Source organism: Spirosoma rhododendri, from assembly GCF_012849055.1.
GTDB lineage: Bacteria > Bacteroidota > Bacteroidia > Cytophagales > Spirosomataceae > Spirosoma > Spirosoma rhododendri.
Window position 1 is genome coordinate 4,512,626 of the sequence record NZ_CP051677.1, and the last position, 13,187, is coordinate 4,525,812.

Sequence of the window (13,187 nt, forward strand, 5' to 3'; positions counted from 1 at the left end):
CAGATACTGTATCGTATGCGTGGCACTAATCGTTCAGCCCCTTTACGTCGAGAATATCAGGAATGCATTTCTCGATACGCGACTCCCGCGTTTTAGCCTGTTTGGGCGCGGCAAAATGCAGCAGATAAGCGCGTTGGCGCCCGGGTGTCAGGGCAGCAAAGGCGGTTTTTAGCGCAGCGTTCCCGTCCAGCTGACGCTGAAATTCGTCGGGGACGGCATAGTCGGCTGGTTGTTTGAGACTGACCTTTGCGCCCGCTTTTTCCAGCTCGATGGCTTCGTACAGATAAGCTTTCACAGTGTCACGCAGCGGGGTCAGTTGCTGCACGTTCGTAAACCGAATCTGGCGGCTTGCCTGCGTGTTTTCGGTCTGCTGAATCAGTATGCCAGCCGGATCAGCCAGGAGAACCCCTTTGACAAACAGGAGCGCGCAATAGTCTTTAAAGACGTGCATCAGCACCACGTTACTGCCTCGATACGTGTAGCAGGGAACACCCCATTTTATGGTTTCCTCGACCGGACAATCGAGCACGATAGTCCGTAGAGCCGTTAGTTCCTGATGCCACTGTCTGGCGTTATCGATGTACTCGTCTACGGCTGGATTCATAATGTATCAGACAACGAATTTTGGTGAATTTCGAGAGGATGTGACTGAAAACGGGGCTGACCTAGCGCCCCGTCTGGGTAGTCGACAAGTTGCTTTTTAGGTATTGGTCGAACCAGCTGAGGTAGCGCACGAGCCGGTCCTGCTGGTAGCTGGGCGTGGTGATGCCGTGGAACTGGTTGGGGTAAATGATGAGCTGCGTCGGTATGCCGAGCGTTTGCAGAGCCTGATACATCTGTTCGCTACCCGCCACCGGCACGTTGAAATCTTTCTCGCTGGCCATAAACATCGTGGGCGTTTTGATGCGGTCGGCTTTCAGAAACGGGTACGACACCTTGAGCCATTTGTCGAGGTTTTTCCAGGGCAGGCCCAGCTCGTTTTCATACTGATTGACGTACTGATCGCTGCCGTACATGGTCAGTTGCAGTGAACTACCCGCCCCGCTCGCAGCGGCTTTGAAGCGCGTGTCGGACGCGATGACGTAGTTGGTCAGGATACCGCCGTAACTCCAGCCGCCAATGCCAAGCCGGGCAGGGTCGGCGGTGCCTTTCTGGACAAGAGCATCGGCCGCACCCAGAATGTCGAGTACTTCTTTGTTGCCCCAGTCGCCGTAGATCGCTTTGGTGTAGTCGATGCCGCGCCCGTTGCTGCCCCGGTAGTTAACGCCCACCACCGCGTAGCCACCGCCCGCCAGCACCTGCCGCGTCAGATCGAAGCCGTAGGTATCCTGGCTAACGGGGCCGCCGTGGATGTAGAAAATGGCGGGCAATTTCCCGGCCGGGCCGTTTGGCGGCATAAACAGCAGGCTCGACACCTGCGCCCCGTCTTTGCTGCGTGAGGTGTAGCCCGTTACGGTCGACAGCAGCAGGGGTGCCACAAAGTCGTTCTGTACGGTCGTCAGTCGGCGGGTGGTGCCAGATTCAAGAGCATAGACTTCGGTGGGCAACTGCGGCTCACTCATCAGCGTTACCCAGCCACCCTTCGGGTTGGGTTCGAGGTCGGCGAAGGCGCGGTCACCGGTGGTAAGGTAGGTCATTTTACCATCCGCCACGCGGTATTCGGCGACGTGTGTTCGGCGGTCGTCGTCGACCAGGATGCCCACCATCTGCCCATCGGCCGACCAGCGAGCGTTGCGAATCGGCCGGTCAAGCGGAAGCGACAGCAGGCGGGGTTGTGGCACGGTCGTGGTGCTGCCGTCGACGGCGACGAGGGCCAGCACCGGCTGATCGTACATGATGAAATTAGTCGATGCCGTCGAGCGCAGATACGCCAGTTGCTTGCCGTCGGGACTCCAGACCGCACCACCGTCGCGACCCGGCCAGTTGGTAAGCTGACGCGGCTGCGCACCCGACCGGGCGGCTATGACGTAGACGTCTGTATTTTCGTTTTTGTCGGGGTCGGTGCTGCGGTTGCTGGTAAAGGCCAGTTGCGTTTCGTCGGGCGACCAGGCCGGGGCCGTTTCGTCGTACACGCCTTTCGTCAGCGTATCCAGCGTTTTCGTAGCCACGTCGAACACGTAGAGGTGCATGGGTCGACGGTCGAGGTAGCCTTTCATGTCGGCCTTGAACTGATGCCGGTCCATGACGTAGGGTGTACGAATTTTGGTCTTGGCCGAGTCCGAATAGTCCTTATCCTGAATCACCAGCGCGATTTTCCGGCCCGACGGCGACCATTCGTATTCTTCCAGATCACCCTTCAGATCAGTGAGTTTTTTGGCTTCGCCCCCGCGCCGGTCCATCAGCCAGAGCTGTGCACCGGTGGCCGTACCGGGCGCACCGCTGCGACCCGACAAGAACGACAGGTACTTACCATCGGGACTCCAGCGGGGTGTCGATTCGCCGTCGGGGCTGTTTGTGAGCTGCACTGATTCTTTACCGTCCCAGCTGACCATCCAGATATCGGGGTTGCGCTTGTCTTTGCTCGCGTCTACCCCCGACTGCACAAACGCGACCCATTTCCCATCGGGCGACACTTGTGGGTCGGCGACGGATTGCAGCCGCATAACGTCGGCCGGGCGGATTGGTCGTTTAGTGGTGGTTGTCGTTGCTGAAGCGGGGCGGGTGCTGGTTGCGGACGTAGGTGGCGTCGACTGTGCCAGCGCGGTTGATGCAAGCAGCAGGGCGCTGAGGAAGGTAGCGGGTGTCGTCATAGTTTCGAGCGTGTTCAGAGGGCGGCTCCGAAACCCTGAAAATACGCGACTTCTCCACGCGCTGCAAATTTGACGGCTTCTTAACAGCTGACGACAGTGATTGACCGACTTTGTCATCCCGACGGAGGAGGGATCTTCGGTAGCCAGTAGATCTTGTTACCTACCGAAGATCCCTCCTGCGTCGGGACGACAAAAATGCGTTGAAAGCACCCTGTCAGTAAGCCACTTAGAATTACGCCCACTGCCTTAACAAGCAGCAAAACAGGGGTTACGGACGGCTGAATTGAATAATGACCCGACGGTTCCGGGCTTTTTCCGCTTCCGAATCGCCCGGCGAAACCAGCGCGTTACCGCCCTGCCAATCAACCCGCAGTCGGGCGTCGGCGATACCCTGATTTTTCAAATAACCGGCGACCAGTTTGGCCCTGAATTCCGACAGGGTCAGGTTTAGTTTCTGCTCGCCCACGTGGTCAGTGTAGCCCGTTACGTGAGCGAGTAGTTGCGGTTGATTCTTCATCAGCCGGGCGACCGAATCAAGCGACGCTTTAGTTTCCGGCGTTAGCTCATACCGGCTCTGATCGAAATAAACAGTCGCAGTGCTGGGCGCGGCCTTCTCGACCCGCTTTTCATCGGTCGGCTTGTCAGGTACTGGCTTCGCTGGCGCGTCGGGGCGCACTTCCAGAAACGTCAGTCCCTTGTTGAGTGTAAACGCTTTGTCGATCAGTACCCGGCCATCCGTTGTCGATACGAGTGCCTGATATGGGCCGGGTTGTGCCCCTTCGAACGTCAACGATCGTATTATTTTACCTTTCCTGAATGTAGTGTTCAAACCGGGCGGTACGCGATACCCGTGAGCGGAAATAGCCAATGTTCTAGCCTTCTGTCGATCTGTTGGATCGACCGTATATTTGACATCTACGTCGTCGGGCAGATCGTTACTCACGATCAGTTGATCCGCCTGTCGAACCGCCACCGAATCCTGTTTGCCCATGGTGATTCCCACTCGGAAATCAGCCTTTCGAGTAGGGTTGTTTACAAACGCTACGGGCAAGGTAACCGTGCGGTAATTTGGGCTGGTAAACGAGATCGACGTAGCCGAGAGCGGCAACAGAATACGAAACCGGCCGTCTTCGTCACTTTGCCCCAGTCGGGTTCGGCCCGTTCCCGACATCGCGTAGATTTCTACGGGCAGATACACCGCCGTAGTCAGGTCATGGCATACGCCCGACACGTGAATTGACTCAATCGACGTATCGGGTTGTACCGGCTGGCCGAACCAACCAATCAAATAAAGCGAGAGCAGTAACAGGTTCATCATATTCAGTTGGCTAACCCCTGGTTTTCACTTCACCACCCGCTGTAAATCCAGGTCCTGGAAGTCGAAGCTGAAATCGGTCAGGGGAGAGATAGGCTTCATGCTGATGGCCACGGGGTTGCGTTTTCCATCCAGTTTGACGGTCATGTAGGCATCGGCATCGAAGCTGCGGTCGTTCCACTTGACAATGAAGGTGTTGTCCTTGTATGGCAATACTTCCCCGACCAGCTTTGGCGAGCGCACCGCCCGAAACCACCAGCGGTTATGTTGCTGACTCAGCACAACGTCGCCAAACCAGCGGTCGCGGTACGTACCCACGTAGGGAGCGAAGTCGATCGTCGTCATATTGGCTTTCTGCGCTGACGCAATCGCGGTCCAGACCGACCGGGTGACACTGTCAGCCTCCGCTTGCCCTTTACGCTCCCGATTGCGCAGTCGGCCAATCCAATCAGTCGGGGGCAGGCCGAGATAAGCATCCTTGATGGTATTGGTAACCGACGAAAAAGCCGCGCCCGACTGCTGATTGGTGAAGACCAGAATACCCAGCCGCAGTTCAGGAATGAGCATCACCTGAGTGACATTGCCCGGCAGCCCACCCGTGTGCGACACCTGTTTGTAGCCCTTTACGTCACTCAGAAACCAGCCCAGTCCATAGGCAGCAAAATGCGTGTTATAGGGTGGTATCGGCGTAGGCGACACGTCGATGATCGTTTGTGGTTTCCACATTTCAGCCTGGTTTTGCGCGCTGAACAGCCGTTGCCCGTTACCGTATCGACCGCCATCGAGCTGCGCCAGTACCCATTGACTCATGTCGGCAACGCTCGCGTTAATTCCCCCAGCCGCATCGCCCACCTTCATCGAAAACCGGCTGATAACCCGGACGGTACCGTCGACGGGTGCGTGTACGTCGATCACATTGCTTTTGTCGGGAAGGCGTTCGAACGAACCGGCACTATGGGTCATTTGCAGGGGTTTCATCAGTCGTTCTTCCACGAATGCGGCCCAGCTCTTACCACTCACCCGCTCGATCACCTCACCGGCGACCATGTAAAGCAGGTTATCATAGTCGTATTTTGTTCGGAAGCCCGACACCGGTTTCATGTATTGAAAGCTGCGCAGGACGTCGGTAATCGTGAAGCTGCTGGAGTCCGGGAAAAACATCAGGTCGCCCGCGCCCAGCCCCAGGCCGCTGCGGTGGGTCAGCAGATCGCGGATGGTGAACGCGTCAGTTACGTAGGCGTTGTACATCCGAAACTCCGGAATGTGCTTCGTCACCTTGTCGTCCCAGGTCAGTTTTCCTTCGTCGATCAGGATAGCCAATGCAGCCGCCGTAAACGCTTTGGAGTTGGATGCGATGCCAAACAACGTGTTTTCATCGACTGGCTGTTGGGTGTTGAGCGATCGAACGCCATACCCTTTCCTATGCACGACGTTTCCGTCCTTAATCACCGCTATAGCCATGCCCGGCACATTGAACGTTGTCAGGGCGCGTTGGGCCAGCGTGTCGATCTGAGCCGACGTCAGCGGGTTCACCTGAGCAGTAGCCGTGCTAATCCAGACGCAGAGACAGCCCAGCAGGGTAACAAGCGAAACGGTTTTCATGGTGGTCAGTTTGTAAACGGCAGAGAGCCGTTGTCTACACACGGCGGTTAGACAACGGCTTCACAGATGCCTTGTAAATAAACGAATTAATGCAATCGTCCCTACTCGGTTGTTGGATTTCGCAGCGTTGGCAATCGGTGAAGGTCAGCCGTTCGTAGCTTGCCGATATGCGCCGTCAGCATCGGTTTCAGGGCCGGGTCGACGCAGTAGGTCCGCGACAGTTCAAATGCATGAATAGCCTCAGCGCGGGCGTTACGTTTGGCGTACAGGTTGCCCAGTTCCCAGTTCATAAACGCGCTTTTGGGATACAGCTTCATGGCAGCGGCCATAAACCGGATCGCGCTGGTCGTATCGTGGTTTTTATCGACGAAGAGCGCTTTGTAGCCTTTGCTACCCAGCCACATAGCGCGGACGTTGGGCAGGTAAAAGCGGCCCCGATACACCAGCAGATTCCCCATCCGGGTTACGGGTCGCGCCTTTCGAAACACAGCCATCTGGTTGTCAACATCGTATGGGTTAGGGCTTAAATCCCCCGTGGCTAAAAAGAACGTGCCGGCTACATTAACCGACTGATAGCGACTACTATCCTGGTCAGGATTTTCGCCGATCCAGTGCAGTCCGTAACGTTGCTTTTCAGCCCGGCGCATACTATACCAGATGAACGGCACCTCCCCCGTCGGTTTCAGGTGGCGGTTATAATACTGTGTCAGTTCGCCCGACCGTTGCGTTAGATCGACACCCTCGTCATTGAAGTAATGGTAACTATCAGCCGATCCGCCCGCCAGTTCGTTGAAGTATTCCCAGGGTCGTACCGCAGGTATTGCCGTCAGCAAAGCCGCACCAGCCGCCAGCACGACCGGAACCCGATACCAGACACCGTGCTGAAACGCGTACCAGACAGCCAACGCGCCCAGCACGGCCAGCAGCGGCAACAGCGACAGGGCATGACGGACACCCCCATACGTCGAACCCGTTGCCAGTGCCAGCCAGAACAGGCCAAACAGTACCCCCAGCGCAGCCAATGGCGGCAGTACCGACACCGGCAGCTTTCGCAGACATACCAGCACCAGCCCGGCCAGTGTCAGTACGAGCAGGCCGAGCGGCAATTTGGCTCCCCAGATGCCGGGCGCATAGTAGAACGGCGCGCGGTTCAGATACGACTGCCCGAAGGCGAAGGCCGGAAACGGTCGCCCTTCAACGCCCGCCCGGAAGGTGTCGGCCAGCCCCCACAGGTACGATGCTGGCAACAGGTGCGCGTCGGCCAGACTGTGCAGCATCGTTTTCGACAGGGGCGACTGAATATCGTCGATTTTGGTGGCCAGCGGTCGGTTGAAAAATTCACCCTCCGCCCGGCTGTCGCGATACCGGAAGCCGTAAAAACCCCACAGCACCACCACCGCTCCAATCAGTACCCCGGCAACCATGCCCAGCCGCCCGGCGCGACGCCCCAGCGGCTCCCGCCCGACGAACGCCATCACGACACCGAGCAACCCAACGCCAATGACCGTGATGACGGCCGAATGCTTGGCCGCCAGTGCCAGCCCCAGACAAGCGGCCGTCACGAGCAGGTCAGCCGGTTGCCACGACCGGAACGCCCGGACGGCTACGAGCATAGCCGCGCTCGACGCCAGCGCCACGGGCAGGTCGGTCATGACCACGGGCAGGTGAGCCGCGACGGTTGGATCAATCACCAAATAAGCCAACGTTAGCAGTGCAATCACCGGACCCAGCGTTTGCCGGGCCATGACGGTAAATAGCAGTAGCAGCAGACCGTTCAGGGCAAACATCGCCCAGCGAGCCTGCTGCTGCACCGCCACCGGGTCGTTGGTCAGGTACACGTTTTCCTCGGCAAACCGCCGTTCCTCCCGTTTGTCGTTGAGGGCCTTGAACGGCGGCAGTTTGTAGCCATTCAGCAGTACAACTTCGCCAACCCACAGTTTGGTCAGGGGTGGGTGTTCTGGGTTGATGCGGAACGAACCGGTACCGGCATACGACGCGCCAGCCATGATGTGGTAGGCTTCGTCAAGCGTGAAGGTGTCGAGCCGGGTCGCCCAGTTCGAGCGCAGTACGCCACCGACGATCAACAGCAGGGCAACGAGCCAGAACAAAAACGGGCGATGCGTAAGCGGAGTCCGACGCACGGCCACTGGCCGTACAGATTCAGTAGTAATGGTTGACATGACTGGTTGTGGTGTGGTTTTAAAAAAAGAAGTGCGTACAAAAACTGACTGGGTTTCGTCTGTATCCGGCTGCGGAGAAGTGCCGTTTCGCCCGGAAGTCGCTTACGGCTCCAGCGTTACCTGCATGACCTGCACCACCGGATCGAGCCGTTGCAGTGGTGCCAGAGACGACATAAATTCACCGTCGCCCATCACGGCTTCGTAGTCTTTCTGCTGGGCAGACGTCATTGTCGGTGGCGGGCCGAGCGTCATGGCCAGCAACGACCGACCGCCCTTTTCCAGCCGCCCGCCCTGCCAGTCGGAAACGTTTCCGCCGTAGTCCCAGCCGAAGCCCCACAGTCGGAACGGCTTGCCGTTTCGTCGTTCCAGTTCGTGCAGCGTCGTGCCGATACGCAGCCCATCAGCGGTCGTCCAGCGCGTCGGTTTTGGGTTGGGCAACAGGTTGCCATCGATATCGGTCAGTGTCGGCCGGATCAGCACCAGTTCGGGATGCTGCCGCTGCGACGAGTCGCGGTACAGAATCTGCGCTTCGTCGGCGGTGCCCTTGTAGAGCGTCGTACCGATGAACACCTCCCCTTCCGCGCCGTAGACCGTGTCGCCCGTCGTAACAACCGACGCGCCCAGCAAGCGAAGCAACTCCGATTCCGAGGTCGAATAATGAATTAGTCCGGCGCGCTGACCGGGCACGATCCGAAAATCATTGACCGGCCCGGCGGTATCCCGGTCAGCGGTCGACGGTGTAGTCGTATTTCTACTGGAGTCCTCCGGTTGACAGGCCCACAACAATATCGGCAGGCCGATGAGCAACAGCCGTATCATTTGAACATGCCCGTTTTCAATGCCTTCGCAACCGCTTCCGATTTGGAATTGACGTGCAGCTTGTCATAGATATTGACGATGTGTGTCCGGACGGTTCCCATGCTGATCTGGCAATGGAACGCGATCAATTTGTAGCTATCGCCCTCGACCAGCCGGTACAGCACATCGCGCTCTTTTTCGGTCAGGGCGTAGGGATTCGTGTTGGTCGTTGGGGTTTGGAACGCCTGCAATACTTTCAGCGCAATCGACGGCGTCATGGCGGCCCCGCCCGTCATCACCTCCCGAATCGCGTCGATGATTTTGTCGGCGGGGGTTTTCTTGAGCAGGTAGCCCACCGCCCCCGCCGAGATAGCCGCGAAGATGCGTTCGACATCCTCAAACACGGTCAGCATCAGAATCTTGGGCCGGGTCGTTTGCTGGCGAATCAGATTTACCGCTTCAATACCCGTCCGGCCCGGCATGTCGATGTCCATCAGAATCACGTCGGGCTCATCGCGCTGTACGCACCAAACCGCGTCGAGCGCGTCGGGGTACGTTCCCGTCACAATCAGATCGTCGGTAGCGTCGAATACCAGCGCGAGCGTTTCGCGGAGCGACTTGTTATCGTCAAAAATAGTGATGCGGATCATGGCTGAACGGGTGGAGTAGAACGGGTGCCGGATGCAGATCCGTCTGACAAAGCTACGGGACAGCCCGATTCGTGTAAATCGGATAAGTATATGACAACTCCGTTACAGCAAACCCGGCGCCTAGAGCGTAGCGGCCGTTAGCTCAAGTCGTGTCCCCTGCCCCGGCGTCGACTGTACGGTCAGCGTACCGCCCATGGCTATGGCCCGCTGCTGCATACTCTGCTGCCCGGTGCGGCTGCTGAGCTGATTGGTGTCGAAGCCGCGCCCGTTGTCTTCGAGCAGTACGGCGAACTGATCGCCCCGCCGTTCAAAACGCATCGTCGCCAGGGTGGCTTCGGAGTATTTAATCAGGTTGTTAATCGCTTCTTTGCCAATCAGGTACAGGTTTCGGCGCACCTCCATCGACACGGGCAACTGCTCCAGCGATGGGTCGACGCTGAACGTAAAGGCAATCTGCTTCGACTCCATCAACGGCTGGGCGTATTCCTGCAACCGCATCACAATTCGTTGCAGCGAGTCGTTGCCGGGATTGATGGTCCAGATAATTTCGTCGATGGATTCCAGAATCTGGCGGGCGTCGACGTAGATTTTCTGAACCATCCGCTGTGCCGTCTCAGGCCGGTTTTCACTCAGTAGCTTATCAGTATGGCCGCTCAGCAAGGAAATACTGCTGAGTGTACTGCCCACCTCGTCGTGCAGGTCGTGGGCGATTCGCTGCCGCAGCCGCTGCGATTCTTCCAGCCGCTGCACCTTCGAGCGATTCAGTAGCCACGCGCTTACGGCCCCACCCAGCAGCAGCAGCAGCAGACCACCGATCAGTCCGGCATTCCGTTGCCAGCGCACCTGCCGGGCTTCTTCCTGATCCAGCCGCTTGGCCTGCTGCAACAGCTGCGTTTCGCGCTGCAACAACTTGATACGAGCTTCTTTTTTCTCCGTCTCATACTGCGCCACCATCCGTTGCAGTTCAGCATTCGTGCGAATAGCGATGGCCGAGTCGACCTGCCGATTTTTCTCCAGTTGGAAAGTATAGGCCAGCTGGTATTTGTTCTGAACGCCGTAGAGATCGGCCATCTGCTGCGTCAGCTTTTTCCGATCGTCTTTGTAGTCGTTGTCTTCGGCCAGCGTCATCGCCTTCTTCAGATAGGTTTCGGCCTGCACGTAGTCTTTCTGGGTCTGGTAGAGGCTGGCGATGGTGCCGTATACATGGCAAACGGCCAGTTTATTCTGCTGTTTTTCAGCAATAGCCAGGGAGCGACGGGCATATTCCAGCCCTTCGTCCGGTTTGTTCAGCAACCGCAACGAGGTAGCCATGCCGTCGAATACGTCGAACTGAAGCATGTCGAATTTTAGCTGCTCCGCCAGTTTCAACGACTCCCGCAGGTGCGGCATAGCCTGCTGGGGCTGATTCAGCGTGTTGTATAGTTCGCCGAGCTGATTTTCGAAAATGGCAATGCCGCGTGGGTCGCCCAGTTCGCGAAACAGCACGCCCGCCTTCTGGTAGTAGGGCAACGCCTGTTCTTTCTTGCCCATTTTCACCAGTGCCCCCCCGATCAGCCGGTACACAACCGGAGACCGTGGGCGGAAGTCATGTTTCTCCTGCAACTGAATGGCCCGCAGTGCCGTCTGAAACACCATCGGCGCGTTACCCATCCGGTCGTAGCCAGCCGCCATGTTGCTCAGGAGTCCGCCGATAATTACGGGGGGCATATTGTGCTGATCGGCTATCTCCAGCGCCTTCTTCGAGTTCGCTATTGACTGCTCGTAGTTAGCCGACATAAGGTTCAGGATCGTCTTGCTGCGGTAGCCACGGATTACACCGTTCCAGTCACGGAGTCGGGTCGCCAGGTCGATCATCTGCTTACTCATCGAGTCGGCGCGGGCGTACTCGGATTTTTTGTAGATCATGTCGATGATCACCGGGTCCATCGCCCGCACGTAAGCCGTATCGACGGGCGCGTGCGTTTTCAGGTAACGCGCCGACGAATCGACATTGCCCAGCTGCGCCTTTACTGACTGACTCAGTAACAGACCAGCCAAACCAGCCATCAGCAATCCGTAATAGTTTCTCATTCCAGTCACGGTTTTTCACGAATTACCTGTTCCTGACGATCATCGCAATACCGCTTTATTATACGGCTGACAGACTTACAATACTGCAACAAAAACGCTCCCACAGCCAACTCATCCATGAGTCGTGCTGCGGGAGCGTTTGGGAAACAACTTGTTTTTGTAGAGACGCGACCAGTTACGGCCAGACGACCTCGATTACTTCTTTTTTCAGATCGACCGTCGTGCGGGCTTCGTGGCTGTCCCGGCGCAGGGTGATCTTGCCTTTCGCGACTTTCACGACCTCCTGCCGGATCACGTGCGTCGCATCTTTCTTGCGAAATACCGACACCGAGAGGTCGGTTGTTTCGACGGGTAATTCAATTGTTTTGCCGGTTGCTTTCACCAGCCGGGCGGTATTGGGCACCGGTTGATTTTTGAGCAGCGCCAGTGCCCGCGACGCCAGCGGCACGCCGTAGCCCACGTAGTTATTGCCGTACGGGTACAAATGCGCCGATTTTTCAATAATCGCTAGTAGCTCCTTGTTCGACAGCTCGGGGCGGGCCTGCATCAGGCAGGCGGCAAAACCCGTAATCACCGGTGCCGACAGCGAGGTGCCGTAGAGCGAGAAACAGGCAACGTTGGGTTTCAGGTACGGCAACGGTTCGGGGCCGATGCTGCTGTAGCCGATGCGGTTCCAGTATTTGGCGTTGGTGGCCCCGACAGCCAGCACACCCTGCGCGTCGGCGGGGGTGCTGATAATGCGCCAGCCCCGGTCCTCCCCTTCGTTACCCGCCGACACGATGATCAGCATTCCTTTCTTGTCGGCAGCCAGCTGCGCGGCCCGGCTAATCAGGCTCGTGTGGCCGTCCATTTCGCTGGTCTTGTAGTTCTCTTTCGGGTTGCTCATACCCCGCGCGTAACCCAGCGAGGTATTTATCAGGCGCACGCCCAGGCTGTCCATCCACTCGATAGCCGCCACCCAGTTATCTTCTTCCCCCCGGTATTCGCGGTTGCCCTGATCGCTGCGGGCCAGGTAAAACGTCGCTTCGGTGGCCAGGCCGTACTGCCGGTTTTCCTGCAAATCATTCCCCGCGATGGCCGCCAGCACTTCCGTCCCGTGAAAATCTGACATGGCATCGAGCGAGCGATACAATTCGACACCGGGGCGGTCACGGTGGACGTAGTCACGAATGGCGCGTATGCCTTTCCGGGCAAAAATTGGTTTAAGGGCGTTGGCCGAATCAGCTCCGAAATACCCGGCGTCGATTACCCCGATGGTCACGAACCGACCCGTCAGCCCGGCCTGTAGGAAGTCGGGAGCCTGAATCTGCGTCATAACCGGCGCGAGCTGCGATTGAACGGGCTCGTCGGCAGATTCCGCTGGCGAATGGCTCAGGCTGGATATAACCAGGTTTGGGTCAATCGACTGTACGGCTTTGACGAACGGCATGAGTTGCACGCGTTTTACCTGTTCGGCCGTCAGGCGCGCCGATACGGCGTTAAGCCACCGCGACCGGCTCAGCGGGGTGACACCCGCGCTTGTCAGGGCGGTCAGGTAAGCGGGTGAAACGGGTCGGTCGGTGTCGTCGATGGTCAGGTGCTGCACCGCCCGCCGGTGCAGAGCCGCTGCCGACAACGCGGGGGCCGCACCCGGCTCTTTGGCCGTGAATAAAATCCAGTATTTGGGTGTTGGGTCGCTGACAGGGTCTGTAGCCCGCCCCAGAAAGGACAGACAAACCAGCAGCGCAGACAGGAAAAATCGCATAAGCGCGGACGTACCGGGAAGAAAGGTTAAGCGGGGAGAACGGGCCGCAACTGTGGCGGCTTTTCGTTTCCTTTGCAA

9 protein-coding genes are annotated in these 13,187 nt (G+C 57.9%); all 9 read right to left on the bottom strand.

Annotation, left to right across the window (positions count from 1 at the left end):
• Window positions 1-25: 25 nt before the first annotated feature.
• The gene (locus HH216_RS18735) at window positions 26-604 is read right to left on the bottom strand and encodes a YdeI/OmpD-associated family protein (protein WP_169552186.1); all 579 of its coding nucleotides are present in this window, start codon (window positions 602-604) and stop codon (window positions 26-28) included.
• A gap of 61 nt (window positions 605-665) precedes the next feature.
• On the bottom strand, window positions 666-2,750 hold the full coding sequence (locus HH216_RS18740; protein WP_169552187.1) for a S9 family peptidase: 2,085 nt from the start codon (window positions 2,748-2,750) through the stop codon (window positions 666-668).
• A gap of 268 nt (window positions 2,751-3,018) precedes the next feature.
• Complete coding sequence (locus HH216_RS18745) at window positions 3,019-4,068, bottom strand: OmpA family protein (RefSeq protein WP_169552188.1); 1,050 nt, start codon at window positions 4,066-4,068, stop codon at window positions 3,019-3,021.
• Between the two features lie 24 nt (window positions 4,069-4,092).
• On the bottom strand, window positions 4,093-5,667 hold the full coding sequence (locus HH216_RS18750) for a serine hydrolase (RefSeq protein ID WP_169552189.1): 1,575 nt from the start codon (window positions 5,665-5,667) through the stop codon (window positions 4,093-4,095).
• A 101-nt stretch (window positions 5,668-5,768) separates the two neighbouring features.
• The gene (locus HH216_RS18755; RefSeq protein ID WP_169552190.1) at window positions 5,769-7,847 is read right to left on the bottom strand and encodes a phospholipid carrier-dependent glycosyltransferase; all 2,079 of its coding nucleotides are present in this window, start codon (window positions 7,845-7,847) and stop codon (window positions 5,769-5,771) included.
• A gap of 102 nt (window positions 7,848-7,949) precedes the next feature.
• Window positions 7,950-8,666 carry a hypothetical protein gene (locus HH216_RS18760; RefSeq protein ID WP_169552191.1) on the bottom strand — a complete coding sequence of 239 codons (717 nt, stop codon included), beginning with the start codon at window positions 8,664-8,666 and terminating at the stop codon, window positions 7,950-7,952.
• Window positions 8,663-9,295, bottom strand: coding sequence for a response regulator transcription factor (locus HH216_RS18765; RefSeq protein WP_169552192.1), 633 nt, complete (start codon window positions 9,293-9,295; stop codon window positions 8,663-8,665). Before HH216_RS18765 ends, HH216_RS18760 begins: the two co-directional genes overlap by 4 nt.
• Before the next feature lie 120 nt (window positions 9,296-9,415).
• Window positions 9,416-11,365, bottom strand: coding sequence for a tetratricopeptide repeat-containing sensor histidine kinase (locus tag HH216_RS18770; RefSeq protein ID WP_169552193.1), 1,950 nt, complete (start codon window positions 11,363-11,365; stop codon window positions 9,416-9,418).
• A gap of 175 nt (window positions 11,366-11,540) precedes the next feature.
• Window positions 11,541-13,109, bottom strand: coding sequence for a S8 family serine peptidase (locus HH216_RS18775; RefSeq protein ID WP_169552194.1), 1,569 nt, complete (start codon window positions 13,107-13,109; stop codon window positions 11,541-11,543).
• Between the last annotated feature and the right edge of the window lie 78 nt (window positions 13,110-13,187).